This window comes from Bradyrhizobium sp. ORS 111, assembly GCF_045571485.1.
GTDB lineage: Bacteria > Pseudomonadota > Alphaproteobacteria > Rhizobiales > Xanthobacteraceae > Bradyrhizobium.
Genome location: NZ_CP120701.1, coordinates 5,685,327 through 5,710,953, shown reverse-complemented (window position 1 = coordinate 5,710,953; position 25,627 = coordinate 5,685,327). Strand labels below are relative to the sequence as shown.

At 65.6% G+C, this 25,627-nt stretch carries 20 protein-coding genes; 13 read left to right on the top strand and 7 right to left on the bottom strand.

Translation table 11 applies throughout. The features are described from left to right. Positions 1-62: 62 nt before the first annotated feature. Positions 63-917, bottom strand: coding sequence for a VOC family protein (locus P6U30_RS26350; RefSeq protein ID WP_407165780.1), 855 nt, complete (start codon positions 915-917; stop codon positions 63-65). Positions 918-1,039: 122 nt separating this feature from the next. Between P6U30_RS26350 and P6U30_RS26345 the strand changes: the two genes are divergently transcribed. Together P6U30_RS26345 and P6U30_RS26340 are read left to right on the top strand one after the other, a co-directional pair. Beyond that, the gene (locus tag P6U30_RS26345; protein WP_407170546.1) at positions 1,040-2,341 is read left to right on the top strand and encodes an NAD(P)/FAD-dependent oxidoreductase; all 1,302 of its coding nucleotides are present in this window, start codon (positions 1,040-1,042) and stop codon (positions 2,339-2,341) included. Between the two features lie 119 nt (positions 2,342-2,460). Beyond that, positions 2,461-3,648 (top strand): 6-phosphofructokinase, encoded by a 1,188-nt coding sequence (locus tag P6U30_RS26340; protein WP_407165779.1) that lies wholly within the window; start codon positions 2,461-2,463, stop codon positions 3,646-3,648. A gap of 166 nt (positions 3,649-3,814) precedes the next feature. Here P6U30_RS26340 and P6U30_RS26335 read toward each other — a convergent pair whose 3' ends face one another. From P6U30_RS26335 to P6U30_RS26320, 4 genes are all read right to left on the bottom strand, one after another. Further along, positions 3,815-5,440, bottom strand: a complete 1,626-nt coding sequence (locus P6U30_RS26335; protein WP_407165778.1) for an ABC transporter ATP-binding protein — start codon at positions 5,438-5,440, stop codon at positions 3,815-3,817. Continuing rightward, on the bottom strand, positions 5,437-6,267 hold the full coding sequence (locus P6U30_RS26330) for an ABC transporter permease (RefSeq protein WP_407165777.1): 831 nt from the start codon (positions 6,265-6,267) through the stop codon (positions 5,437-5,439). Before P6U30_RS26330 ends, P6U30_RS26335 begins: the two co-directional genes overlap by 4 nt. 2 nt (positions 6,268-6,269) lie before the next feature. Further along, positions 6,270-7,247 carry an ABC transporter permease gene (locus P6U30_RS26325; RefSeq protein WP_407165776.1) on the bottom strand — a complete coding sequence of 326 codons (978 nt, stop codon included), beginning with the start codon at positions 7,245-7,247 and terminating at the stop codon, positions 6,270-6,272. A gap of 265 nt (positions 7,248-7,512) precedes the next feature. After that, the gene (locus tag P6U30_RS26320; protein ID WP_407165775.1) at positions 7,513-9,126 is read right to left on the bottom strand and encodes an ABC transporter substrate-binding protein; all 1,614 of its coding nucleotides are present in this window, start codon (positions 9,124-9,126) and stop codon (positions 7,513-7,515) included. A 433-nt stretch (positions 9,127-9,559) separates the two neighbouring features. Between P6U30_RS26320 and P6U30_RS26315 the strand changes: the two genes are divergently transcribed. Then, entirely contained in the window at positions 9,560-9,859 is a 300-nt protein-coding gene (locus P6U30_RS26315) for an HU family DNA-binding protein (protein WP_016843119.1), read from the top strand. Positions 9,860-9,980: 121 nt separating this feature from the next. On the opposite strand, the gene P6U30_RS26310 is transcribed toward P6U30_RS26315, so the two are convergent. Beyond that, positions 9,981-10,760 carry an SDR family oxidoreductase gene (locus tag P6U30_RS26310; RefSeq protein ID WP_407165774.1) on the bottom strand — a complete coding sequence of 260 codons (780 nt, stop codon included), beginning with the start codon at positions 10,758-10,760 and terminating at the stop codon, positions 9,981-9,983. A gap of 301 nt (positions 10,761-11,061) precedes the next feature. Then, the gene (locus tag P6U30_RS26305) at positions 11,062-12,048 is read right to left on the bottom strand and encodes an ABC transporter substrate-binding protein (RefSeq protein WP_407165773.1); all 987 of its coding nucleotides are present in this window, start codon (positions 12,046-12,048) and stop codon (positions 11,062-11,064) included. A gap of 472 nt (positions 12,049-12,520) precedes the next feature. On the opposite strand from P6U30_RS26305, the gene P6U30_RS26300 reads away from it, so the two are divergent. From P6U30_RS26300 to P6U30_RS26255, 10 genes are all read left to right on the top strand, one after another. Beyond that, the gene (locus P6U30_RS26300; RefSeq protein ID WP_407165772.1) at positions 12,521-13,615 is read left to right on the top strand and encodes an ABC transporter substrate-binding protein; all 1,095 of its coding nucleotides are present in this window, start codon (positions 12,521-12,523) and stop codon (positions 13,613-13,615) included. Beyond that, positions 13,593-14,606, top strand: coding sequence for an ABC transporter permease (locus P6U30_RS26295; RefSeq protein ID WP_407165771.1), 1,014 nt, complete (start codon positions 13,593-13,595; stop codon positions 14,604-14,606). The genes P6U30_RS26300 and P6U30_RS26295 overlap by 23 nt, the downstream gene beginning before the upstream one ends. Beyond that, complete coding sequence (locus P6U30_RS26290) at positions 14,600-15,397, top strand: ABC transporter ATP-binding protein (protein WP_407165770.1); 798 nt, start codon at positions 14,600-14,602, stop codon at positions 15,395-15,397. Before P6U30_RS26295 ends, P6U30_RS26290 begins: the two co-directional genes overlap by 7 nt. Continuing rightward, positions 15,391-16,563: an acyl-CoA dehydrogenase family protein gene (locus P6U30_RS26285; RefSeq protein WP_407165769.1), complete on the top strand. Its 1,173-nt coding sequence runs from the start codon at positions 15,391-15,393 to the stop codon at positions 16,561-16,563. The genes P6U30_RS26290 and P6U30_RS26285 overlap by 7 nt, the downstream gene beginning before the upstream one ends. A gap of 30 nt (positions 16,564-16,593) precedes the next feature. Then, positions 16,594-17,688, top strand: a complete 1,095-nt coding sequence (locus P6U30_RS26280; RefSeq protein WP_407165768.1) for an LLM class flavin-dependent oxidoreductase — start codon at positions 16,594-16,596, stop codon at positions 17,686-17,688. Next, positions 17,685-18,626: an ABC transporter substrate-binding protein gene (locus P6U30_RS26275; RefSeq protein WP_407165767.1), complete on the top strand. Its 942-nt coding sequence runs from the start codon at positions 17,685-17,687 to the stop codon at positions 18,624-18,626. The genes P6U30_RS26280 and P6U30_RS26275 overlap by 4 nt, the downstream gene beginning before the upstream one ends. A gap of 573 nt (positions 18,627-19,199) precedes the next feature. Beyond that, complete coding sequence (locus tag P6U30_RS26270; protein ID WP_407165766.1) at positions 19,200-20,045, top strand: CmcJ/NvfI family oxidoreductase; 846 nt, start codon at positions 19,200-19,202, stop codon at positions 20,043-20,045. Positions 20,046-20,536: 491 nt separating this feature from the next. Continuing rightward, positions 20,537-21,796 (top strand): MFS transporter, encoded by a 1,260-nt coding sequence (locus tag P6U30_RS26265; RefSeq protein ID WP_407165765.1) that lies wholly within the window; start codon positions 20,537-20,539, stop codon positions 21,794-21,796. Positions 21,797-21,825: 29 nt separating this feature from the next. Continuing rightward, complete coding sequence (locus P6U30_RS26260; protein WP_407165764.1) at positions 21,826-23,484, top strand: hydantoinase B/oxoprolinase family protein; 1,659 nt, start codon at positions 21,826-21,828, stop codon at positions 23,482-23,484. Positions 23,485-23,490: 6 nt separating this feature from the next. Beyond that, positions 23,491-25,530: a hydantoinase/oxoprolinase family protein gene (locus tag P6U30_RS26255; protein WP_407165763.1), complete on the top strand. Its 2,040-nt coding sequence runs from the start codon at positions 23,491-23,493 to the stop codon at positions 25,528-25,530. Positions 25,531-25,627: the final 97 nt, after the last annotated feature.

The following is a 25,627-nucleotide window of genomic DNA, read 5'->3' as shown; positions in this document are numbered from 1 at the left end:
CAACCTGCACGGCGTGCACGATTGCCGCGCCGCGCAGGTGATGATCGATCAAGTCAGGCCGGCTATGCTTGGACGAACGCGAGCAGGGTGCCGTTTGCGGCGGCGGGCGGCACACAGATGCTGCTGCCGCTGCTCACGCCGGTCCCGCTCAGCGCGGTCTTCGTCGCGGCGAGATCGGCCGCGATCACAAGGCCGGCACCGCCGCGATCGGCAAGGCCATCCAGCGAGACGCCCGGATAGCGCTGGCCGAGCTGGTCCTTGGTCAGGAAGACGAAGTCGGCGCGATCTCCGCCGGACGGTACTGCGGCGGCACCATCAGCCTCGCTCCTCACGGCGACATCGATCATCTTGGAGAGATGCGCCGCATCGGTTGCAGGGTCCGGCGATACGATCAGCACCTGCCTGAGGCGTTTTGCCCCATTTGCGTGCCTCATCAGCTCGGGGATCCACACCGTCTCCCGCGTCTTGTGCTGGCACGCGAAGATACGGACGCCGCCCGGCGCTTCCGCGACCGGCCATTGGAAGGTGCGGAATTTTGCCGCTGAGACGGTGCCGTTCGGCAGCGTCACCGGACGCTCGAAATCGGTCGGGCCGATTGGCGCATAGCCGCGGGCGCGGATTTCCTCGGCGCCGGCGGCCGAATCCACCGCCGTGAACGCGATCCGCTCGATGCCTTCGCCGCGGTTCTCCAGGAATGCGCGCGCCGGAGCATTGTTTTCCGTCGGCGTCAGCACGCCGAGCAATTCCATGTAGTCGGGATCGAACATGATGGTGTAGTTGCCCGATCCCATATGCGCGCTGTGGGTGCCGCGCGGTGACACGGTGAAGCCGAGCCGCTTGTAGTTTTCGGCGGCCTTGTCGAGGTCCTTCACCATGACCACGGCGTGATCGATTCCGATGATGTTCTTGAGTGCCACGTGTTGTCTTCCCGGCTGGAATTTGTTCAGACGCGTCTTCTTCGCGCGAACCGGTATCCACTTCGCTCGAAAACGCTATAAAGCTAACCAGAATGATCGGGCGCCCGCAAGAAAGGATCATGATGAGCAGCAATGCCGTACGCTGGCCCAATTCGCTGTGGGCCGCGGTGACACCGTCCGGTCCTGACTGTCCCGAGCTGACCGGTGCGCAACAGGCCGATGTCGTGATCATCGGCGGCGGCTTCACCGGCCTGTCGACGGCGCTGCACTTGCGCGAGGCCAATATCGATGTCGCGATCGTCGAGGCCGCCGAGCCGGGCTGGGGCGCATCGGGCCGCAACAACGGGCAGGTGATCCCGACACTGTCGCGGCCGGACCCCGAGGATATTGTCGCCAGGCACGGTGCCGCCGGCGAGCGTTTCGTCGCAATGCTGCGCGACAGCGCGTCGGCGCTGTTCGATATCGTCAGGCGCTACAATATCGAAGCCGAGCACGAGCAGGCCGGCTGGGTGCAGCCGGTGCATTCGCCGGGCCGCATCAAGATCGCGGAGCGGCGGGTGCGGCAATGGTCGAAATTCGGTGCACCGGTGGAGCTGCTGTCGCGCGACCAGGTCCGCGAGATGCTCGGATCGGATGCATGGTACGGCGGGTTCTGGAACAGGACCGGCGGGCACATCAATCCGCTGGCGCTGGCGAGGGGCCTGGCACGCACCGTGCTCGGGCTTGGTGCGCGCATCTACGCCCGTTCACCGGCGACGAGTTTCGAGCGTCGCGGTGACCGATGGGTGGTGAAGACGGAGAGGGGCGAAATCTCCGGCCGCGCGCTGGTGGTCGCGACCAACGCCTATAGCGGCGAGTTTTCGACATCGCTGGTGCCGCAAATCGCCCATGAGGTGATGCCGGTGCTGTCCTGGCAGATGGCGACCCAGGCGCTGTCGGACAATGTCCGCAAAACCATCATCCCCGGCCGGCTAGCGATGTCGGATACTCATGGCGAGCTCTATTTCGCGCGCTACGACGCCCGCAATCGCCTCGTCACCGGCGGCGCGGTGATCGGCCCCGGCGACAAGGCCGCGCGGCTGAAGGCGCGGGTGACCGAGCGGTTGCAGCGACTGTGGCCGCAGATCGGCGACGTTTCGTTCGACTACGTCTGGAACGGCTATGTCGGCATGACCTCCGACTTCCTGCCGCGCATTCACCGGCTCGGCCCCAATGCGTTCGGCTGGACCGGCTGCAACGGCCGCGCCGTGGCGCTGACCATGCCGCTCGGCCGGGAACTCGCGAAGGCGGTGCAGGGCGTGCCGGAGGGGGAGCTCGCGCTGCCGTTCACCGAGCCGGTGACGATTCCGGCGCACGGCCTGATGCGCAAGCTCGCGCCGCTGATGCTCTTGGTCTATCGCCGGCGGGACGCGCGGGAGATGTAGAGAATGGAGGGGCCGGCCGAGCGCTGTGTTCTCGAGGATTCGGCCGCTGGCGGATAGTTTCATGGAAACCACGACCTGACGCAGGCATTATTGCCACGTACCGATCCTGGGAGGCGGGTATGGCGAGGAAGCGCATTGGTATTCTCACGGGCGGCGGTGACGTCCCCGGCCTCAACGCGGTGATCAAGAGCGTGACTTATCGCGGCAGTGAGGATGACATTGAGGTCGTCGGTCTCCGCCGTGGTTGGGAAGCCCTTACCCACCTGGACCTCGACGACCCTGCGAGCAAGTCCCACTACGTGATCCCACTGAACCGCGAAAACACGCGCGTCATCGACCGGCGCGGCGGCACCGTGCTACATTCGAGCCGCACCAATCCATCCAAGATGAAGAAGTTGCCCGATCATCTCGCGGGCGAGGACTTTCCGGTTTCCGAGAGCACCAAGGGGGGTATCGCAACCAGGACATGGGACCTCACCGGCCAGGTGCTGGCAAACCTCGCGGGGCTCGGCATCGAACATCTGATCGCCATCGGCGGAGATGATACGCTCAGCTATGCGGACAAGCTCAATGGACTCGGCGTCAAGATCATTGCCATCCCGAAGACGATGGACAACGACGTCCGCAACACCGAGTACTGCATCGGCTTCTCGACCGCGATCACGCGCGCGAGTGATGCCATCCAGCGGCAACGCACCACCGTCGGCTCGCACGAGCGAATTGGCATTTTTCGCATCTTCGGTCGCGATGCCGGATTTACGGCACTCTACACCGCATACGCGACCTCGATCCGCTGCGCCATACCGGAGTACAAGGTCAGTCTCGACAAACTGATCCAGCTTCTCCTCGAGGACAAGCACGCCAATCCGAGCAACTACGCGCTGATCGTGCTCAGCGAGGGCGCGGAGTGGGAGGACTACAAGGTACAGGAATTCGGCGAGCCTGACGCCTACGGTCACCACAGGAAGGCAAGCGTCGCCGAAGCGTTTGCCGATGAGATCAAGCGGCGCGCCGGCGAGGAGACTATCGTCTCTGACCTCACCTACGACCTGCGATCGGGCGATCCGGACTTCATCGACAAGCTTGTGGCGCTGACGTTCGGCAACATGGCCTACGACGCCGTGCTGGAAGGCAAGACCGGCCTCATGTCGGCGCTGGTCGAGGGCCGCTACGACCTCGTGCCGATCCCCGATCCCAAGCTCGGGCCGCGCAAGCTGGACGTCGCAAGTTCGTACAACACGGAGCGCTACCGTCCGCTCTATTCGAACAAGCGGGGATTGCCGATCTTTCTCAACCGCGCTTCATAACCCGGGAGGTGGTAAACCCGTCGAGCATGAGCGACTATTCCGAATGCGCCGTTTGCCCGCGGCTCGCACGTGATGCCGTCCGGACTGCTGAAGCGTTTGCGGCTGCGCGAGGAGCGCACGCCGGAAGCGGCCGAGTAGGGAGCCCCCGCGGGCCCGCGCGCGCTGGCTACACGATCGCCGTGTCGTGCTCGCGAGCGAACGCGCCACCGGGGATCGCGGCGAGCAATGCCTGGGTGTAGGGGTTTTGCGGGTTGCCGAACACCTCGGCGGTCAGCCCTTGCTCGACCACGACGCCATCCTTCATCACGGCGACGAGATCGCAGATCTGCGCGGCGACGCGCAGGTCATGCGTGATGAAGATGATGGACAGCCCGAGCTGCTGGCGCAGCCCGGCGAGCAGCTTGAGCACCTGCGCCTGCACCGAGACGTCGAGCGCCGATACCGGCTCATCGGCGACCAGCACATCCGGCTTCAGCGCGAGCGCCCGCGCCAGTCCGATGCGCTGGCGCTGGCCGCCGGAGAATTCGTGCGGAAAGCGGTCGCCGGCGGAGGGATCGAGACCGACCAGCTCGAACAGCTTCCTGGCTTCCGCGATTGCCACGGCCGGTTCGACGCCGTGCACAATCGGTCCCTGCGCCACCAGCTCGGCCGCCTTGCGGCGCGGGTTGAGCGAGGCGAAGGGATCCTGGAACACCATCTGGATGTGACGGGTCTCGCGGCGGACCGCGTCGCGCGCAAGCTTCGCCCAATCCTTGCCGTCGAGCAGGATCGATCCCGCGTCGGGATCGATCAGCCGCACGATGCAGCGGGCCAGCGTCGATTTGCCCGAACCTGACTCGCCGACGATGCCGAGCGTCGCACCGCGCGGCAAATGCAGCGAGACGTCCTTCACCGCCGCAGTGATCCGCGCGCCGCGGCCGAGGAAGCCGCCGGTGCGGTAGGTCTTGGAGACATGATCGATGGTCAGGACGTCCGCGCCGGAGAGGGGACGCGGCGGCGGCGCCTTGAGCGGCGGCACCGCGGCGATCAACTGCCTTGTATACGGGTGCTGCGGATCGTTCAGCACCTTGTCGGCGGTGCCCTGTTCGACGATCGCACCGTGCTGCATCACCACCACGCGATCGGCGACCTCGGCGACCACGCCGAAATCATGGGTGATGAACAGCACCGCCGTCTTCTTGCGCTGCTGCAGATCGCGGATCAGCTTCAGGATTTGCGCCTGCGTGGTGACGTCGAGCGCCGTGGTCGGCTCGTCTGCGATCAGGAGCTTCGGGTCGAGCGCCAGCGCCATCGCGATCATGGCGCGCTGGCGCTGGCCGCCGGAGAGCTCGTGCGGATAGGCCCTTGCGGCGGCCTTGGGATCGGGAATGCGGACGTCGTCGAGCAGCGTCAGCACCCGCGCGTTGATCTCGGCCTTCGACAGGCGGGAGTGGATCGAGAACATCTCGCCGATCTGGTCGCCGATGGTGCGCAGCGGATTGAGCGCCGTCATCGGCTCCTGGAAGATCATCGCGATCCCGGCGCCGCGCACGTCGCGCATCTCGGCAGGGCTTGCCGCACAGAGATCGCGGCCGTCAAACATCATCCGGCCCCGCTCGATTCTGACGTCGTTCGGCAGCAGCCGCATGACGGCGTTGGCCATCATCGACTTGCCAGAGCCGGATTCGCCGACCACGCAGAGAATCTCGTTGGAGGCGATCGACAGCGAGACATCGGCGAGCGCGTGTGGTCGGTCTGCGCCTTTGGGCAGACGGACCGTCAGCCCGTCGAGTGAAAGGACGGTGTCGCTCATCGGCTCTTCAGCCTCGGATTGAACGCGTCGTTGAGGCCCTGGCCGACCAGCGACACCGCGAGCACGGTGACCAGGATCGCGATGCCGGGGATCGCCGAGACGTACCACTGCACCCGCAGCACGTCGCGGCCGAGCCCGATCAGATTGCCCCAGGAGGCCACGTTCGGATCGGACAGCCGCAGAAAGGCGAGCGCGCTTTCCAGCAGGATCGCGACCGCCATCACCACGCTCGCATAGACGATCACCGGCGGCAGCGCGTTGGGCAGGATTTCGCCGAGGATGAGCTGGATGTCCCGCATGCCGAGCGTCTTGCCGGCTTGTACGAATTCACGGTTGCGCAGCGACAGGAACTCGGCGCGGGTCAGCCGCGCCGGCGCCGGCCACGACACCACGCCGACCGCGATCGTCACCGTGGTGAGCGTCGAGCCGAACACGGCGACCAGCACCAACAGCAGCACGAAGTTCGGCAAGGTCTGGAACGCTTCGGTGATCCGCATCAGCACGTTGTCGACCCAGCCACCGTAATAGCCGGCGAAAGCGCCGACCAGGATGCCGATCAGGATCGCGATCACGGTGGCGACCCCGCCGATCAGGAGCGAGATCCGCGCGCCGTAGAAGATCTGCGCGGCGATGTCGCGTCCGGAATTGTCGGTGCCGAGCAGGAAGCGCGGGTTGGAGAACGGCCAGATCAGCGGCCGGCCGGCCAGCGCCAGCGGATCGCGCGGATAGAGCCAGCCGGCGCTGATCGCCATCGCGATGACGAGCAGGAGCAGGATCAGGCCAACGACCGCGGCGGGGCTGCGGAAGTAGCGTTTCACGGCATCCATCGCTAGCCCTCCGCCGTGATGCGCGGATCGAGCCGCGCGTAGAGCAGGTCGACGACGAAGTTCACGGCGATGACGAGTAAAGCCGAGACGAACACGATGCCGAGCAGGGTGTTGAGGTCGCGCTGCACGACCGACTCATAGGCGAGGCGGCCGAGGCCGGGCAGAGAGAACACGCTCTCGACCACGACCGAGCCGCCGAGCATGGTTCCGGCCTGCAATCCGATCAGCGTCACCATCGGCAGCAGCGCGTTGCGCAGCACGTGGCGGGTGATGACATGGGTCTCGTCCAGCCCTTTGGCGCGCGCGGTGCGAACGAAATCGAGATTCAGCACCTCCAGCATCGAGGCGCGCATGATGCGCAGGTAGATCGCAAGGAAGATCAGCCCCAGCGTCAGCGTCGGCAGCACGAGATGCGCGGCGATGTCGAGCAGGTGCCAGACGCCGGTCTGCACGGTGCCGATGTCCTCGAAGCCGCCCGGCGGCAGCCATTGCAGATAGACCGAGAACACCACGATCGCCATCAGGCCGAACCAGAAGGATGGCGTGGCGTAGAAGATCAGGCCGAGCGTCGAGATCAGCGTATCGGGCCAGCGGTTGACCCCGCGCGCGGCGATCACGCCGAACACCAGGCCGAAGAAGAATGCGAACGACAGCGACGCGGTCATCAACAGGATGGTCGGCGGCAGCCGCTCCAGGATCACGGCCGCCACCGGCTTGCCGTAGATCGAGGAGAAGCCGAGATCGAGCCGGACCAGCCGCCACAGATAATTGGCGAGCTGGGCCGGAACCGAGAGATCGAGCCCGTAGAACTTGCGCAGTGACTCGGCCGTCGCCGCGTCGCCGCCGCCCATCTGCGCCATCAGCGCATCGACGGTGTCGCCCGGCGCGAGCTGCAGCAGCAGGAACACGCCGATCAGGATCAGGAACAGGGTCGGGATCGAGGCGGCCAGCCGCCGCCCCGCAAGGCTCAGGATGCGCATCGACTATCTATAGCGTTTTCGAACGGGGTGGACACCGGTGTGCGTCGCATTGGCGCTGGCCCTCTCAATCACCTCGCCCCGCTTGCGGGGAGAGGCGTAGGCCGCCTGCGGCGGCCGTCAAAGAGACGCCGGAGCAAAGCTTCGGCTACGTCGCATCGCAAGATGCGATCCGGGTGAGGGGTACAGGTCCGTCCGATTGCGCCACTTGTGAAGAGAGCCCCTCACCCCGGCCCTCTCCCCGCAAGAGCGGGGCGAGGGAGAAGGCTCACGCCGAAAGCCAAAGATCGTGCCAGCTCGTCGAGCCCCAGCGCGGAGTGTTGGAGTGGTTGCGCGCCTTGGCCGTGATGACGGTGACGAAGATCTGCTCGATCGGCATCCAGACCGGCAGCTCGGTGTTCACCTCCTTGACGAACTCGGCATAGAGCGCCTTGCGCTTGACCGGATCGAGCTCGGTTAGGGCGTTGTCGATGGTGGTGTCGACGGTCTTGTTCTCCCAGCCCCACTGGTTGGTCCAGGGCGCGCCCTTGGGCTGGCCGGAGCGGTACCACACCGTGGTCGAGACCGCGGGGTCGTTGCGGTACTGGTGCCAGCCGGTGGCGAGATCGAAGGCGTGCTCGTCATAGACCTGCTTGAGGAAGCCGCCGCCGTCATTGCGCACGATGTCGACCTGGATGCCGACCTCGGAGAGCGACTGCTGCACGAAGGTCGACCACAGCGAGATGTCCTCGCCCCACGGCGCCGGCAACAGCTTCAGCGAGAAGCGATTGCCGCCGGTCGCCTTGTAACCGGCCTCGTCGAGAAGCGCGATCGCCTTGGCCTTGTCGTAGGGGTACTGCGGCGTGTCGGGACCGGGATAGAAGTCGGTCGAGGTCGAGGGGATCGGCCCGGTGCCGAGCTTGGCGAAGTCGCCGAGGAAGTTCTCGATGAAGAACGGCACGTTGATCGCATGGGCGATGGCGCGGCGGACGCGGATGTCGGACAGTTCCTTGCGGCGGAAGTTGAACTCGATCGTGTTGGTGCGGGCGTTGCCCTCATTGCCCTTGGTGGTGACGATGAAGCGCTTGTCCTTGCCGAGCCGCGCCATGTCGGAGATCGTGAGCCCCGAGAACGGGCTGTACTGCAACTCGCCCGCTTCCATCTGCGCGGCCGCCGCGGCGCGGTCGGTGATCACCTTCCAGACGATGCGGTCGAGATAGGGGGCGTTGGGCCGCCAATAGTCCGGATTGCGGTCGGCGATGACATATTGACCGCGCTCATATTTGACAAACTTGAACGGACCGGTGCCGACCGGCGCCAGATTGACCGGGTTCTGTCTGATATCGCCGCTCTCATAGAGATGCTTGGCGGAGACATAGCCGAGGTCGGGCAGCGCCCGCAGCAGCAGGTTCAGCGGCATCGGCCGCTCGTAGCGGAAGATCGCGGTCTGCGGATCGGGCGTGTCGACCGCGGTGAGGAAGAGCTGCAGCGTCGACCCGTAATTGAGGATCTTCTTCCACATGTTCATGGCGGTGAACTGGACATCGGCCGAGGTGAACGGCTTGCCGTCGTGCCAAGTGACGCCCTTGCGCAGCTTGAAGGTGATGGTCTTGCCGTCCGGCGTCGCCTCCCAGCTCTCGGCGAGGACGCCGACCGGCTGGCCATTGGCGTCGAGATCGACCAGGTTCTCCTGGATCTTGCCGCCGATGATGTAGACGCCGGTCGAAGCCTGGATGCTCGGGTTGAGCTGGCGCTGCTCGGCGCCGTAATGGACGTTGAACACGCCGCCCTTGCGTGGAGCCTCCTGCGCAAAGGCCCGCATCGGATTGATGACATTGGCCGCGATTGCGGCCGAGGTCAAAAGGGCCGTGCGGCGGTTGATCTCGAGGCGGGTCAAGTCCATACGCGGGTCTCCAAGGCTTACACAGGCGGACGTCGGATCGCCCGCCATGTAACCAAGCCGGGCTTTCGCCAATGTTACGATGGAAAGGCGACGGGAGTCATTTTCTAAAGCCTGAGCCTTTTGGAGGATCATTTCCGAAACCAGAGGTCGCACGGCGCAGGGCGCCGCAACTCGCGCTCGGCCTGCGCCGCGCCAGGCGTTGCGGCACGAATCGCAGAGGGTGATTCTCTCCAGAGACCGTTTTGCGTGCGGCCGGGAGGTGCGCAAACCCTGTTTTTTCAGGGGTCTGAAGCGCCTTGATCTGGAAAAACCCCGAAAAAATCGCTGATTCGCGTGCTGTCCACAGCGATATTGCGATAGGAAGTGCAGAAAACCCTGTCTTTTTCGGCATTTTCCGCCATATCGTGCCCACTCCAGAATCAATGGAGCAACCATGGCTACCCAATTGTCGAAGTCGCAAGTGATCGAGAAGATCGCGACCACCACCGAACTCTCCAAGCGCGACGTCAAGAACGTGTTGGACTCGCTCGTCGATGTCGGCCACAAGGAGCTGAAGAAGAACGGGGTGTTCCTCGTCCCCGGCTTCGCGAAGTTCGTCGTGGTCAAGAAGCCTGCGACCAAGGCGCGCAAGGGCACCAACCCCTTCACCGGCGAAGAGATGATGTTCAAGGCCAAGCCGGCCCGGAAGATCGTTCGCGCACGGCCGGTCAAGGCCGCCAAGGACGCGGTTTAAGACGAGAAGGCCTCCGGTGACGGAGGCCTTTTGCTTTTGAGCCGTAGCTTCCTGCCGTAGGTTGCCAGCCGCCAAAGCAAGAATCTGGGGCTTTGGCTCTGACTCGATCGGAGCCGAAGCCCTAGACCACCGGCGATCGGCCGCCATCGACATTGATGGCCGTGCCGGTGATGTAGGAGCCCTGCTCGGAGGCGAGGAAGCAGGCGAGGTTGGCGAACTCCTCCGCCGTGCCGATGCGGCCGAGCGGCGTGCCCTTGGCGAGTCCCTTCGCGAACTCCTCGAAATCCATGTTCGGCGCTTGCGCCGCGTGGCGCTTGACCCACTGATCGCTCATGATCAGGCCGACCAGCAGCGCATTCACCAGAATATTGTGCTCGCCACCCTCGTTGGCCATGACCTTGGTCAGCGCCATGCCGGCGGCGCGCGACACCGAGGTCGGCGCGGAGTGGCCGGCCGGCGCCTTGGCAAAGGTGTTGAGCACGTTGATGATGCGGCCCCATTTGCGCTGCTTCATCCCTCCCCACACCAGCCGGCTGAAGCGGATCGCCGCGAACAGCTTCAGATCGAAGTCTTCCTGCCAGGCCTCGTCGCTGATGCTCTCGAATGCCATGGTGCGCGCCGTGCCGGCATTGTTGACGAGTACGTCGATCCCACCGAGATCGGCGACGATCTGATCATGGGCCTTGGCGATGTCGGCGGCCTTCGAGACGTCGCAGACGTAATCGCGCACCACGAGCCCATCCTTGGCCAGCGTCTCGCGCGCGGCCGCGAGGTCGGCCGCGCCGCGGGCGAGGATCGCGACCCTGGCGCCGGATTCGGCAAATCGCCGCGCCACCGCGATCCCGATGCCCTTGCTGCCGCCGGTCACGACCGCGACGCGGTCCTTCATTGACAGGTTCATTGTTGTTCTCTCCCTGAGGCTGGCCCGGAGAGAAGCGTATCAAACCGAAAGTGCGACCAACAAGGTCATGCAGAGCAGGTGTGCTGCGACGATGAGCGATAGATGGAGCGGGCCGGACATGGGGCGTGTCTCCGTTCTGAATGCGGCGTCAGGTAAGCACCGCCGTCTGACCCCCTCACCCTGAAAGGGGGAGGGCGGGGTGGGGGTTGCTCTCCACGAGCGCTTGTGTTCGCGGAGGCAGGATCCCCACCCGGTTTGCTGCGCAAACCGACCTCCCCTTTGCAAGGGGAGGTGAAGATCGCTAGTTCAAGCTCGCACCCGCCGTGAAGCTGCGATCGACGGCCTTGCCGACATCCAGCGTCTTGCCGAGAATGCCGTAACGCGTGGCGCGGTCGGAGGCGGCCTGCACTTCCTTCACCACAGCTTCGTCGATCACGATTGGGCTCATCTTTTGCGCGGTGTAGGCGGCGAGCAGCACGTCCTCCGGCAGCCTGGTCAGGTCGGCGGTGTTCTTGGCATATTCGGCCAGATGGTCGAGCGACCACAGCCGGGCCTTGTTCAGCCGCTGTACGAGATCCTGCACCGCCGCGCGCTTGGTCGCGATCGCATTGTCGGAGGCGACGATGAAGGTGACGGTCGGTGTAAGGCCTTCGCCATCCGTGACGACACGCGCGTTATCCTTCAGCTTGGCATAGGAGACGTAGGGCTCCCAGACTGCCCAGGCGTCGATCGAGCCGGCGAGCAGCGCGATCTTGGCATCGACCGGGCCGAGCGGCGCGAAGGTCGCGTCCTCGATCCGGTTGCCGGTCTTCTCGAGGGTCGCGTCGATCAGGAATTGACCCCAGCCGCCGCGGGTGCCGGCGAGGCGCTTGCCCTTGAGATCGGCGGCCGTCTTGATCGGCGAGTCCGCGCGCACCAGGATCGCCTGCGTCTTCGGGTCGGCGCGCGTGCCACCGATCGCCTTGATCGGCGCGCCGGCGGCATAGACGGTGAGGAATGCGAGATCGCCGGTATAGCCGACATCGAGCGCGCCGGCGTTGAGCGCTTCGAGGATCGGGGCTGCCGCCGGGAATTCCGACCATTCGATCTTGTAAGGCAGGTCCTTGGCCTGTCCGGAAATCTCCAGCAGCGAGCGGTTGCCGCCCTTCTGGTCGCCGACGCGAAGCACGATTGTGTCGGCGGCGAGAGCCGCAGCCGACGTCGACAGCGCAACGGCGGTCGCGAACAACGCGGCCGCGGCGCGGCGGGTCAAGGAGTGAGGGAAGCCCGAACCTGTGAGTTTGTGCATATCCGTTTCTTTCTGATTCATTCGCCGGGGCGTGGAAGGCGCCTCGGCGTTTGAGCAAGTCTATGAGCGACGCGTTCGCCGTCAACGAAACGGAAAACTGAATTCGCGGCGGCCCCCATAAAGAACCTCTCGTTTTACATCACCGAATAGAACGCTTGATGTGCGAGATCATACAGCGCTCGAATTCTGAGCAGGTTGAACCTCTGACCAAGCTGTGCGACCGCCGATTTTGGCGAAAATCGTTTCATCGTTGTGCAAGGCGAGCGTGGAGATAACGCCTTTCGCGTGCGCAACATTCGAAATTCCATTTCATTGACGATGACGCTATCGCGCCGCATCATTTGCATGTTGCTTTGAGTGCAATAGCGCCGGAGAAATCCGCTTTTTCTAACCACAAGCTTCGAACGACGGGGCGTGCAGACGGAGCCGTTTTGCGCGCAGGGCGGAGCCTTGCCGAAATGCAGGAGTGATGATGTCGACCGACAACAAGAAGACGGTGATGGATCGCCGCACATTGCTGCGCGCGGGGGCTGCCGCGGCGTTCGCTGCGCCGATCGGGACCTTCGGCGCGCAGGCCTTCACGCCGCGTGCGGTGGCGCCGGCGATCGACTTCTCTGAATTCCCGATCTGCAGGACCGCGTCCGACGCGCCGCCGCTCGCGGGCAGCGCGCGCAAGCTGAAACTGTCCTGGAACGCCGGCGCGGTGTGCCTCGCGCCGCTGCCGGTCGCGATTGACCATGGCTTCTTCCAGAAACAGAACCTCGACGTCGAGCTCGTCAATTATTCCGGCTCGACCGATCAACTGCTGGAGGCGATCGCCACCGGCAAGAGCGACGCCGGCCTCGGCATGGCGCTGCGCTGGCTGAAGCCGTTGGAGCAGGGCTTCGACGTCAAGATCGCCGCCGGCACCCATGGCGGCTGCATGCGGGTGCTGACCCGCGCCAATTCCGGCGTCGACAAGCTGGCCGATCTCAAGGGCAAGATCGTCGCGGTCGGCGATCTCGCCGGGCCGGACAAGAACTTCTTCTCGATCCAGCTCGCCAAGCTCGGCATCGATCCGGTCAAGGATGTCGACTGGCGGGCCTATCCCGGCAATCTGCTCAACGTCGCGGTCGAGAAGGGTGAGGTGCAGGCTTTCCTGTCGTCCGATCCGCTGGCCTATCTCTGGCTGAAGGACCCGCAATACAAGGAAGTCGCCTCCAATCTCGATGGTGAGTATCGCGACCGGACCTGCTGCATCGTCGGTCTGCGCGGCAGCCTGGTGCGCGAGGAGCCGAACGTCGCCCGTGCCGTGACGCAGGCGCTGCTCGATGCCGCGATGTCCACCGCACAGAATCCGGACAAGGCGGCAAAGTCGTTCCAGCCCTATGCGCCGAAGGCGGCGAGCCTCGCCGATCTCGATGCGATGGTGCGCTACCACACTCATCACCATCATCCCACCGGCGACGCGCTCAAGCGCGAGCTCAAGGGCTACGCCGACGACCTGAAATCCGTCCAGGTGTTCAAACCGAGCACCGATACGGCGAAATTCGCGGAGCGGATCTATGTCGACGTATTCAGTGTCTGACGCGACAGCCGCGCCGCGCGCGGTAGCAAAGCTCGCCGATGTCCGCGGTGGTGGCTACGGCATCGGGCTGGCCGCCAGCCTGGCCTGGGCGGCCTTTGGGTTGTCCTGCCTGTACTGGCCCGATGTCGGCGACTGGTCGCGGACCAGCTCGCTCGGCATCGGCGCGATCGTCATCTCCGCCTTTGTGCTGTTCGGCACCTTCGGTGCGGATTATCTCGGCGGACCCGGCGAGGCGCTGCGCAAGCGCGCGCCGTGGCTGGTCGCGCTCGGGGCGCTCTTTACCCTGTGGGAGGTCGCGACCGCCAAGTTCGCATGGCTGCCTTTGCCGTTCTTTCCGCCGCCGCAGGCGATCCTGGAGGTCTATACCGACGATCTGCCCAAGCTGCTCGACAGCGTGCTCGCTTCGATCAAGCTACAGCTCGGCGGCTACATCATCGGCGCCACCGTCGGTTTCGTGACCGGCGTCTCGATCGGCTGGTCGCAGAAGGTCGGCTACTGGGTACATCCGATGCTGCGCTTCATCGGCCCGCTGCCGGCCACCGCCTGGCTGCCGATCGCGTTCTTCACCTTTCCGTCGAGCTGGAGCGCCTCGACCTTCCTGATCGCGCTCGCCACCGGCTTCCCGGTGACGGTGCTGACCTGGTCGGGCGTCGCGAGCGTCAGCCACGCCTATTACGACGTCGCCCGCACGCTCGGCGCCAAGCCGTCGTTCCTAGTGTTGAAGGTCGCAATTCCGGCGGCGCTGCCGCATGTGTTCGTCGGTCTGTTCATGGGCCTTGGCTCGTCCTTCGCCGTGCTGGTCGTCGCCGAGATGATCGGCGTCAAGGCCGGGCTCGGCTGGTACCTGCAATGGGCGCAGGGCTGGGCCGCCTATGCCAACATGTATGCGGCGTTGATCGTGATGTCGCTGCTCTGCTCCGGCGCGATCACGCTGCTGTTCCGGACGCGCGACCGGCTGCTGGTCTGGCAGAAGGGGGTCGTCAAATGGTAGGGCAGTCCGCCGCCGAGGCGATTACCTATCCCGCGGTGGGTGCGGCGCTCGATGTCGAGGGCGTCAGCCACGCCTTCGATATCGATGGCGCCACACTGCCGGTGCTCGACAATGTGAACCTCGCGATCGCGCCGGGCGAGTTCGTCGCGCTGCTCGGTCCATCCGGCTGCGGCAAGTCGACGCTGTTACGGCTAGTGGCCGGGCTGGAGAAGCCGCGCGCGGGTGCGCTGCGCGAGGATGAGATCCGCATCGCCGGGCCGCATCCGTCGCGCGTCGTCGTGTTCCAGGATCCGACGCTGTTTCCATGGCGCTCAGTCTGGGACAATGTCGCGCTCGGGCTGGAGGCGCAGGGCATTCTGAAGGCGCAGCGACACCGCGTTGATGCGGTGCTCGATCTGGTCGGGCTGTCGTCGTTCCGCAACGCCTATCCGCACCAGCTCTCCGGCGGCATGGCGCAGCGCGTCGCGCTGGCGCGCGCCTTGGTCAACGACCCGAAGATCCTGGTGCTCGACGAGCCGCTCGGCAAGCTCGACTCGCTGACGCGGATCGCGATGCAGTCCGAGATCGTCGCGCTCTGGCAGCGCAAGGGCTTCACCACGCTGCTGGTCACCCACGACGTCGAGGAGGCGCTGGTGCTCGCCAACCGCGTCATCGTGCTCTCCGACCGACCGGCGCGGATCAGGGCAGACATTGCGGTGCAGCGGCCCTATCCGCGGCATCGCGGCGATCCCTATCTCGCCGAACTGCGCAAGCAGATCCTCGGCCTGCTCGGACTGGAGGCGACATGGTGACGACGGCCGCAAGAGAGGTCGCGCACGCGAGTGAGCCCGGATACATCGCGCGCGCTCTCCGGTTGGCCGAAGTGTTTGCCGCGCGCGCTCCGGCGCACGACCGCGATGCCAGTTTTGCGTTCGAGAACTTTGCCGATCTTTCGCGCGAAGGCCTGCTGGCATTGACCGTGCCGGCGGCGCTCGGCGGGGTCGGGGCGGGGGCCCGCGATGCCGCCCGCGTGCTCGGCATCATCGGCAAGGCCGACCCCTCGACCGCGCTGGTGCTGTCGATGCACTACATCCAGCATCTGGTGATGGCGCGGAGCACGCGCTGGCCCGCACGTCTGTCGCGCAAGCTCGCCAGGGAGACGATCGAGGGCGTGGCGTTGATCAACGCGTTGCGGGTCGAGCCCGAGCTCGGCTCGCCGGCGCGCGGCGGCCTGCCGGCAACGGTCGCACGACGCACCGAAACCGGCTGGCAGCTCTCCGGCCGCAAGATCTATTCGACCGGCGCGCCGATCCTGAAATGGTATGTGGTGTGGGCCAGGACGGACGAAGCCGAAACGCGCGTGGGGCTGTTTCTGGTTCCGGCAGGCTTGCCGGGCACCGGGATCGAGGAGAGCTGGGACCATCTCGGCCTGCGCGCCAGCGGCAGTCACACCGTGGTCTTCGACGACGTGGTGTTTCCGCTGGACCACGAGATCGACGTCCGCAAGCCGGACGACTGGAAGGCACCGGACCCGACCCAGGCGACCGTGCACACCATCTTCGTCGCCGCGATCTATGACGGCATCGCCCGCGCCGCGCGCGACTGGCTCGTCACCTTCCTGAAGGAGCGCGTGCCCGCCAATCTCGGCGCGCCGCTGGCGACGCTGCCGCGCGTCCAGGAGGTGGTCGGTGGCATCGAGGCGAGGCTGGCCGTCAATGCGCGCCTGATCGAAAGCTTGGCCGCCGATTTCGATCGCGGCTTCCAGCTCTCGGCAATCGAGTCTAACATCGTCAAGCTGACGGTGACCAACAACGCCGTCAAGGCGGTGGAGGATGCGTTGTCGCTGACCAGCAATCACGGTCTGTCGCGAACCAATCCGCTGGAGCGGCATTATCGCGACGTGCTGTGCGGCCGTGTTCATACCCCGCAGGACGATTCCACCCGCATCTCCGCCGGACGCCATGCGCTGGGCGTCTGACAACAACAGCCAACAAACCGGAGTTCCCATATGTCGGTCGAGTTCATCGGCTTCATCACCAACAACAATGCCTCCGAGACCATCGTCCGCTCCGGCCCGGTGCTCGACCCGCCCTATATCGAGACGGTCGCGAAGGCGCATGAGCTTGCCGGCTTCGACCGCGCGTTGCTGGCGTTCCATTCGACGACACCAGATGCGCTTCAGGTCGCGCAGCATGTGTTGACCATCACCAAATCGCTGAAGGTGATGATCGCACAGCGGCCGGGCTTCACCGCGCCGACGCTGCTCGCGCGCCAGCTCGCGACGCTGGATCAGCTCTACGGCGGGCGGGTCTCGCTCCACGTCATCACCGGCGGCAACGCCATCGAGCTGCGCCAGGACGGCAACACGCTCGACGACAAGGACGAGCGTTACGCCCGCACCAGCGAATTCCTTGATGTGGTGCGGCTGGAATGGACCAGCGAGAAGCCGTTCAACTATAGCGGCAAGTATTACACCGTCGAGAACGGGTTCGCGCAGGTGAAGCCGTTGCAGAAGGGCGGCATCTACACCTTCGTCGGCGGCGGTTCGGATGCCGCGGTCGAGGTCGCCGGCAAGCATGCGGACACGTTTGCGCTGTGGGGTGAATCCTATGCGCAGGTGCGCGACGTCACCGCGCGGGTGCGTGCCGCCGCCGCCAAATATGGCCGTCCGGCTCCGCGCTTCAGCCTCTCGGTGCGGCCGATCCTCGCCGACACCGAGGAGAAGGCCTGGAAGAAGGCGGATGAGATCCTGGAGCGCGCCACCGCGCTGCAGGACCAGACCGGCTATCGCCGTCCCAACCACGCGACCGCCGGCGCGAAGCGGCTGCTCGCGCTCGCCGATCAGGGCACGCGCATCGACAAGCGGCTGTGGACCGAGATCGCCAAGCTCACCGGCGCCAACAGCAACACCACGGCGCTGGTCGGCACGCCCGAGCAGGTCGCCGAGGTGTTTGGCGACTATTACGACCTCGGCATCAACCACTTCCTAATCCGCGGCTTCAATCCGCTGGTCGACGCGATCGAATACGGCCGCGAGCTGATCCCCTTGACGCGCAAGCTGATCGCGGCGCGCGACGAGCAACGCGGGATCGCCGCGGAATGATTCGCTTGATTGTTGCGACGGCGCTCGCGTTCGCCAGTCTCGATGCCGCCGCCGCGCAGAGCACCTTGCGCGTCGGCGACCAGAAAGGCAATTCGCAGGCCGTGATGGAAGCGGCCGGCGTCTTGAAGGACGTTTCCTACAAGATCGAATGGAAGGAGTTCGCCGCGGCGGCGCCGCTGCTGGAGGCATTGGGGGCAGGCGCGATCGACACCGGTCTGGTCGGCGATGCGCCCTTCACCTTTGCGGCCGCCGCCAACGTCCCGGTCAAGGCCATCGCCGCGGTGCGCCAGTCGCGCGAGGGGCTGGCGATCCTGGTGCCGGAGAACTCGGCGATCAAGAGCTTCGACGATCTGCGCGGCAAGAAGATCGCGACCGGCCGCGGCTCGATCGGCCACCAGCTCATCCTGGCGGCGCTGGAGTCGCGGGGGTGGAAGGCGAGCGACGTGCAGGTCGTGTTCCTGGCGCCGTCGGATGCGAAGGTCGCGTACTCCCAGGGATCGGTCGACGCCTGGTCGACCTGGGAGCCCTATGTCAGCCAGGAAGAAGTGCTGTTCAAGTCGCGCCGCGTGATCACGGCCGACGGCATCACGCCCGGCCTCGGCTTCCAGGTGGCGACACCGAACGCGATCAAGGACAAGCGCGCCGAGCTCGAGGATTTCGTGCGCCGGCTGGCTGCGGCGCGCGCCTGGTCGCAGAACAATGTGGAGAGCTACGCTGCAACCTGGGGCAGGCTGATGAACATTCCGCCCGCAGTGCCGCTGAACTGGCTGGCGCGGGCCAAGATCCGCATCGTTCCGATCGACGACAGCGTGGTGGCCGACGAGCAGAAGACCGTCGACCTCTACGACCGCTGGGGCCTGATCCGGCAGAAAGTCAACGCCGCCGACATCGTCGACCGGTCGTTTGCGACGGCGGTTGAGAAGGGCGCGGGGCTGTAGGGCGCGCATACGAGCCGTGCAGGCAGTGCACTCCCCTCTCCCGCTTGCGGGGGAGGGCCGGGGTGGGGGCTCTCTCCGCGAGTCGTCTTGAGAGAGCCCCCACCTGCCGCGCTATGCGCGTCGACCTTCCCCGCAAGCGCAGGGCTATCGCATATGCCGCGTTGGGCGGTTGCGCACGTACTCGGCCTCGTGGTGCGAGACGCGCCGCAAGCGGCGCTCCTCACCATCGGGGTCTACTATTGTGCCGCAAAACAAGACCTCATCCTGAGGGGCCCGCCAAAGGCGGGCGTCTCGAAGGATCGCCGCAGGCGCTCTTCTCCCAAATGCGATTGCCCTACCCGCAAGCGGGCGAGGTGGACCATTTATGCTGACACGAGCTAGCTTCACTAGTCGTAGCTCTAACGAACCCGTGATCTCCAAAATATCCATTCGTTCGGCGACGGCCGCCCGGCAAGGATATTCCCCGTTTCCCGTATTCCAAAACCGCAACGTTGCTATTTTCGGCGCGGACTTGCCGGTCTGCGCCGCGCCGCCAAAATCAAAGCAACGAACAATCGAGTCCGGGAGATCACCATGGGCCTTCAAGAAACTCGCATCGAGTCGCTGCCGTTCGTTACCGCCGAACTCAACTACCTCGCGCCGACGCCGGGCAAGCCTCGGACCTACGCCTACGATCCGCCGCCGGGCGAACCCAAATCCACCGCGCTGCCAGAACCGCACAACGTTCCGATCTTCGACGGACGCCTGATCGCCAACAGTTTCTCGCTCGATCGCGAAGGGTTCGCGCTGGTCAAGCATCCGACCGTCATCAAGAACTTCTACGACGACAACGAAGTCCGCAGCGTCTATTACCCCGCGGTCGAAGCTTTCCTGAAGGCGACGTTGAAGGCCGACCGCGTCCTCATCTTCGATCACACCGTGCGCAAGCGGGTGGAGGGCGCCGCCGATATCAGAGGTGCCGGACCGCGTCAGCCCGCGACCCGCGTCCATGTCGACCAGACCGACATCTCCGGCCGCAACCGCGTGTTCGAGCATCTGCCGAACGAGGCCGAGGAGCTGCTGAAGGGCCGGGTACAGGTGATCAATCTGTGGCGCCCGATCCGTGGGCCGTTGCGCGATTCACCGCTGGCGATGGCTGATGGCACTACGGTTGCGCCGGAGGATCTCGTCGCCTCCGACCTGATCTATCCGAACCGCAGCGGCGAGACCTATTCGGTGAAGTACAATCCGAACCACCGCTGGTTCTACATCCCCGAGATGACGCCGGACGAAGCGATCCTGCTCAAATGCTACGACTCGGCGACCGACGGCCGCACCCGCTTTGGACCGCACACCGCGTTCATCGATCCGACCACGCCGGCCGACGCGCCGCCGCGCGAGAGCATCGAGCTGCGCACGCTGGTGTTCCACAAGCAGTAGCGGCCAAGAAAGCGGCTTCAAAGCAGCCTCGGAGATACGTGCGCTCCCTCTCCCGCTTGCGGGGGAGGGGCGGGTGGGGGCTTTCTCCGCGAGTCGTATCGTGGAGAGAGCCGCACCCGGATCGCATCTGATGATGCGATCTGGCCTAAGAACGAGCTACGCTCGTCTGGACCCCGCAAGCGGAGGGCTATCGCATATGCCGCCTTGGGCGGCTGCGCACGTCCTCGGCCTCGTGGTGCGAGACGCGCCGCAAGCGGCGCTCCTCACCATCGGGGTCTACTATTGTGCCGCAAAACAAGGCCTCATCCTGAGGGGCCCGCCAAAGGCGGGCGTCTCGAAGGATGGCCGCAGGGCGCTTTTCTCCCAAATGCAATTGTCCTACTCGCAAGGGAGAGGCAACAACGACGATCCGAAATCGCCGGGCCTCGAAAGTTGGCACCCGCTGCCCAATAATGTTACGCCCTCCCCGAACGCTTGGGGAGGGACGAATCGTGGACGGCGCGGCGACAACGGAAGAGGCGGGCATCGGTTTCCGCGCACTGGTTCTTGCACTTCTGGCATTGGCCTCGGGCCATATGCTGTCGACGCTGCTGCGGACGATTCCGGGGATCAGCCTGGACCTGATGGCGTCTGATTTCGGCAGCTCGCCACAGGTGCTGGCGAGCCTCACCTCGATCTATCATTTCTCGTTTGCCGCCGCGCAGGTGCCGGTCGGCGCCGCGATGGACCGCTTCGGCGTGCGTCCGGTGTCGATCAGCCTTCTGATCGGAACGATTGTCGGCGCGCTGGTGTCGGCGCTTGCCGTCGGGCCGGTCACGTTCGTGCTCGGGCAGCTCCTGCTCGGCGTTGCCACCTCGGGCATGCTGATGTGCCCGATGACGCTCGCGGCCAAGCAGATGTCGGCGGCGAAGTTCGGATTGTGGTCCGGGCTGATCCTCTCGATCGGCAACACCGGCATGCTGCTGTCGTCGAGCCCGCTTGCCTTCGTCGTCGACCAGTTCGGCTGGCGGGCCGGGTTCTGGGGTTCGGCCGGCCTCGGCGTGGCCGTGCTGATCGCGGTGTTCGCGCTGGTGCCGCAGCAGCCTGCCGCACATGCCGACGATTCCTCGCCGCTGCATCAGATGGTCGAGGTGTTGCGGCTCGGCGTCTCACGCGGCCTGCGCGGCGTGATCGCGTTGTCGCTGGTCTCGCTCGGCGTCGTGCTGGCGCTGCGCGCACTGTGGGGCGGGCCGTGGCTGATGGATGTGAAGGGGCTGAGCCGCATCGAGGCCGGCAATGTGCTCGGCCTGTTTACGCTGGCGATGACGGTCGGGCCGATCTGCATCGGCCTGTTCGATCGCAAGTTCGGGCATCGCCGCGCCGTGGTCGCCGGCAGCCATGCGCTGGCAGCGCTGCTGTTCGTGCTGATGGCGGCCGGCGCACCGCGTTTTCCGATCTCGAACCTGTTCGGCGTCGCGGCGATGCCGTCGGAATATGACCTCGTGCTGTTAATCCTGATCGGCTTTGTCACCTCGGCGCAACCGCTGCTCTACGGCATGACGCGGCAACTCGTCGACGCCCAGAACACCGGCAAGGCATTGTCGGCGGTGAACCTCGCCTTCTTCCTTGGCGCGGCGTTGATGCAGTCGAGCACCGCCGGCGTCGCAGCGTTGTACGGATTGCCCGCGGTGCTCTTGTACATGGCAGTCGCGCTGCTGATCGGGACCGTACTGTTTTGGGTCTATACCTCGCCGACGACGGCGATAAGATAGCGGCTGGTTCCATCGCCTTTGGAAGTCACGTGACCGCGCCCGCCAAGATCGATCCCATCACCCGCTCTGTCGTCCAGCATCGCCTGTCTTCGATCGTAAGGGAAATGGGCGAAGCCATGCTTCGCACCTCCTATTCGCAGATCCTCAATTCCAGCCGCGATTTCTCGCTGGCGATCTGCGACACGCGCGGCCGGCTGGTCGCGCAGGCCGATCACATCCCGGTCCATGTCGGAGCCTTGCCCTGGGCGACGCTGGCGGTTGAGGAGCGCTTCAAGGATGTCGCACCGGGAGACGTCATCCTGCTCAACGATCCCTATCAGGGCGGCAGCCATCTGCCCGATCTCACCGCTTTCGTGCCTGTCTTCGACGGCGGCAAGCGGCTGCTCTGGACCATCGTGCGCGCGCATCAGAGCGATATCGGCGGCGCTACGCATGGCGCCTACAATCCCGGTGCGACCGAGATCTACCAGGAAGGCATCCGCATCCCGCCGATCAAGCTCTACGAGGCCGGCAAGCCGCGCGAGGATCTGCTTGACCTGCTGGCGCTGAATATTCGCAACCCCAGAGAATTCCGCGGCGACCTCGCCGCGATGCTCGGCGCCGCCCATCTCGGCGAGCGGCGGGTGTCGAAACTGTTCGGCGAGTTCGGCGCCGAGGTCGTCGAAGCCGCGATCGAGGCGATCCTCGATGCCACCGAACAGCAGACCCGCGCCGTCGTCGCAAGCTGGAAGGACGGTGTGTTCTACGGCGAAGCGTTCCTGGATGACGACGGCCACGGCCGCACCGACATCAAGATCGCGGCCAAGGTCACGAAGCAAGGCAGTGACATCGAGGTCGATCTCACCGGCTCCGATCCGCAGTCGACCAGCTTTGTCAATTCCTCGCATGCCAACATGCAGGCCGCGGTTGCGATGGCCTTTGCCTATCTGATCGACGCCGATATTCCGAAGAACACCGGCGCGCTGCGACCGCTGAAGGTGGTGGCGAAGCAGGGCACCATCGTCTGGGCCGATCCCGGGCGTCCGGTGACCTTGTGCACCAGCCATCCCTCCAACGAGATCGTCGAGGCGATCATCAAGGCGATGTCGGCATCCTGTCCGGACCGCGTGATGGGCGGCTGGGGCCGCAGGTTCCGCATCGCGATCCAGGGCGAGGACCCGCGCAACGGACGCAACTTCATCTGGCACATGTTCCAGGCGCGGCCCGGCGGCGGGGCTTCGATCGGCGGCGACGGCTATTCGTCGATCGGTGAATGGCACACGGTCGGCGGCTTGAAGTTCGGCAGCATCGAGGTTGCCGAAGTGCGTTTCCCGCTGCATTTCCGCCAGCACGAATTCCGCCCCGATTCCGGCGGCGACGGCCAGCATCGCGGCGGCCTCGGCGTTGCGCTCGACATGGTGCTGGAGACGGCCAAACCCGCCAAGGGCAACACCGCCGGCGACGGCGCGCGGCATGGCCCCTGCGGCATGCTCGGCGGCAAGGACGGCGAGCCGCATCACTATCGCCTGTTGTCGGAGGGCCGCGCGCCGCGCGTGCTGAAGACAAAAGAGGTCGGCATCGAATTGCGTCCCGGCGATTGCCTCGAAGTCCGCTCCTCCGGCGGCGGCGGCTGGGGGCCGCCGGAACAGCGATCGGCGGAGGCGCGGGCGCGCGATGTCGCCCAGGGTCTGGTTTCGAAAACGGTGTAGGCGAGCATGTTCACGATCGGAATAGACGTCGGCGGGACCTACACCGATCTGGTCGCCACTGACGAAACCGGGCGTACCGTTTTCGCGAAGTCGCCGTCCACGCCGGCCGATCAGTCGATCGGCGTGATGGCGGGGCTGGAAGAGCTGGCGCGGCGGCTCGGCGTGACGCGCGCGGCGATGCTGGCCGCAACAGACCGGCTCGTGCATGGCACGACGGTTGCGACCAACGCGCTGTTGGAGCGCAAGGGCGCCAAGGTCGCGCTGCTCACCACCGCGGGCCATCGCGACGTCGTCGAGATGCGCGAAGGGCTGAAGCCGGATCGTTACGATCTGCGCACGCCGCCGCCCGAGCCGCTGGTGCCGCGTGAGCGCCGCTTCGGCGTGCGCGAGCGGCTGAAGGCCGACGGCAGCGCGGCGATCCCGCTCAACGATGCCGCGCTGGATGACGCGATCGCCGACGTGAAGCGGTCGGGTGCGACCTCGGTCGCGGTCTGCTTCCTCCACGCCTATCTCAATCCCGTGCATGAGCTCGCCGCCGTCGAACGCCTGGCGCGCGACCTGCCTGATGTCACCGTGTCGCGCTCGAGCGATGTGCTGCCGCAGATCAAGGAATATGAGCGCGTCTCGACCACGATCGTGAACGCCTATGTCGAGCCGACGGTGCGGCGCTATCTCACCAATCTGGAGCAGCGCCTGCATGAAGCGGGCTTTGCCGGCTCGCTGTTTGTCGTGCTGTCGCATGGCGGTATGGCGCCGGTCGAGGAGGCCTCGCGGCTCGCCGCGGGCACGGTGCTGTCTGGGCCGGCGGGCGGCATCTCGGGCAGCCGCCGCTGCGCCGACATGCTGGGCATTCCCGACCTCGTGCCGTTCGACATGGGCGGCACCTCGACCGACATCTCGCTGATCTCAGATGGCCAGGCCTCGCTGTCGGCTGACGGCATGCTCGCAGGCCAGCGTATTGCGCTGCGCAGCCTCGACATCGCCAGCATTGCTGCCGGCGGCGGCTCGATCGCGAGCGTCGACGGCAGCCGCACGCTCAGGGTCGGACCGGAGAGCGCAGGCTCGGTGCCGGGCCCGGCCTGCTACGGCAATGGCGGCACGGCCGCGACCGTCACCGACGCCAATGTCGTGCTCGGCTATCTCGATGCCGCCGCCTTCATGGGCGGCGCGCGGCCGCTCGATCGCACGGCGTCGGAAGCCGCGGTCGATCGCATTGCGTCAGCGCTCGAGCTCTCGCGGCTCGAGGCCGCCGCCGGCATCTACAAGATGATCAACCTGAAGATGGCCGACGGCATTCGCCTGATGACGCTACGCCGCGGCGTCGATCCCCGCAAATTCGCGTTGCTAAGCTTTGGCGGCGCGGCCGGCATGCATGCCGCAGAAGTGGCGCGCGAGCTCGAGATCAGGCGTATCATCGTGCCGACGGTCGCCTCCGTGCTTTCCGCCTGGGGCATGCTGACCAGCGACCTGCGCTACGAGGTCAGCCGCACACATTATGGCACGGGCCGGATTGCCGCCGCCGACGTGCGTGCATTGTATGGCGGATTGGAACAGCAGGCCGTCGGCCGATTGCGCTCCTGGTTCAAGGGCGACATCGCGATCGAGCGCTCGGCAGAGATGCGCTATGGCGAGCAGGTGTTCGAGATCGACGTGCCGCTCGGCGATCTCGACCTCGATGCCGCCGATCTGGTCGCACAGATCGAGGATCGCTTCCACCGCCGCCACGAGGAGCTCTACACCTACGCCTCGCCTGGGCAGGAGGTGGTGTTCGTCAACGCCCGCGTCGCCGCCGTCGGCAAGGTCGCGCCGGCAGCCGGCGATGTTGGCCGGGTGACGTTAACTGCGCCATGCGTGCCGCGCGGCAAGCGGCAGGCCTGGTTCGGCGCCTGGCGTGAGGTGCCGGTCTATGCGCTTGACCATCTCAAGCCCGGCCAATCGCTCGTGGGGCCCGCGATCATCGAGGCCGAGACAACGACGGTTTTGGTCGACACCGACGATCGCGTGGTGGTCAATGCGCTCGGCTGGCTCGACATAACGTTGCGCTGAGCGGAACTCCGCCATCAACATTTCATTTTTCCGGCGTTGCCTGGGGCGATAAGCTTGGCCCGCTCGGGAGGAGCGCCGGTCGCGTTGCCGGCGTTTG

What these genes read in the sequence shown, in the direction of transcription:
- P6U30_RS26325 (WP_407165776.1), bottom strand. Translation starts at nt 7,247, where the DNA reads ATGCGCATCCTGAGCCTTGCGGGGCGGCGGCTGGCCGCCTCGATCCCG.
- P6U30_RS26255 (WP_407165763.1), top strand. Translation starts at nt 23,491, where the DNA reads ATGTTCACGATCGGAATAGACGTCGGCGGGACCTACACCGATCTGGTC.
- P6U30_RS26295 (WP_407165771.1), top strand. Translation starts at nt 13,593, where the DNA reads ATGTCGACGTATTCAGTGTCTGACGCGACAGCCGCGCCGCGCGCGGTA.
- P6U30_RS26335 (WP_407165778.1), bottom strand. Translation starts at nt 5,440, where the DNA reads ATGAGCGACACCGTCCTTTCACTCGACGGGCTGACGGTCCGTCTGCCC.
- P6U30_RS26270 (WP_407165766.1), top strand. Translation starts at nt 19,200, where the DNA reads ATGGGCCTTCAAGAAACTCGCATCGAGTCGCTGCCGTTCGTTACCGCC.
- P6U30_RS26315 (WP_016843119.1), top strand. Translation starts at nt 9,560, where the DNA reads ATGGCTACCCAATTGTCGAAGTCGCAAGTGATCGAGAAGATCGCGACC.
- P6U30_RS26275 (WP_407165767.1), top strand. Translation starts at nt 17,685, where the DNA reads ATGATTCGCTTGATTGTTGCGACGGCGCTCGCGTTCGCCAGTCTCGAT.
- P6U30_RS26300 (WP_407165772.1), top strand. Translation starts at nt 12,521, where the DNA reads ATGTCGACCGACAACAAGAAGACGGTGATGGATCGCCGCACATTGCTG.
- P6U30_RS26330 (WP_407165777.1), bottom strand. Translation starts at nt 6,267, where the DNA reads ATGGATGCCGTGAAACGCTACTTCCGCAGCCCCGCCGCGGTCGTTGGC.
- P6U30_RS26285 (WP_407165769.1), top strand. Translation starts at nt 15,391, where the DNA reads ATGGTGACGACGGCCGCAAGAGAGGTCGCGCACGCGAGTGAGCCCGGA.
- P6U30_RS26310 (WP_407165774.1), bottom strand. Translation starts at nt 10,760, where the DNA reads ATGAACCTGTCAATGAAGGACCGCGTCGCGGTCGTGACCGGCGGCAGC.
- P6U30_RS26320 (WP_407165775.1), bottom strand. Translation starts at nt 9,126, where the DNA reads ATGGACTTGACCCGCCTCGAGATCAACCGCCGCACGGCCCTTTTGACC.
- P6U30_RS26305 (WP_407165773.1), bottom strand. Translation starts at nt 12,048, where the DNA reads ATGCACAAACTCACAGGTTCGGGCTTCCCTCACTCCTTGACCCGCCGC.
- P6U30_RS26290 (WP_407165770.1), top strand. Translation starts at nt 14,600, where the DNA reads ATGGTAGGGCAGTCCGCCGCCGAGGCGATTACCTATCCCGCGGTGGGT.
- P6U30_RS26340 (WP_407165779.1), top strand. Translation starts at nt 2,461, where the DNA reads ATGGCGAGGAAGCGCATTGGTATTCTCACGGGCGGCGGTGACGTCCCC.
- P6U30_RS26345 (WP_407170546.1), top strand. Translation starts at nt 1,040, where the DNA reads ATGAGCAGCAATGCCGTACGCTGGCCCAATTCGCTGTGGGCCGCGGTG.
- P6U30_RS26280 (WP_407165768.1), top strand. Translation starts at nt 16,594, where the DNA reads ATGTCGGTCGAGTTCATCGGCTTCATCACCAACAACAATGCCTCCGAG.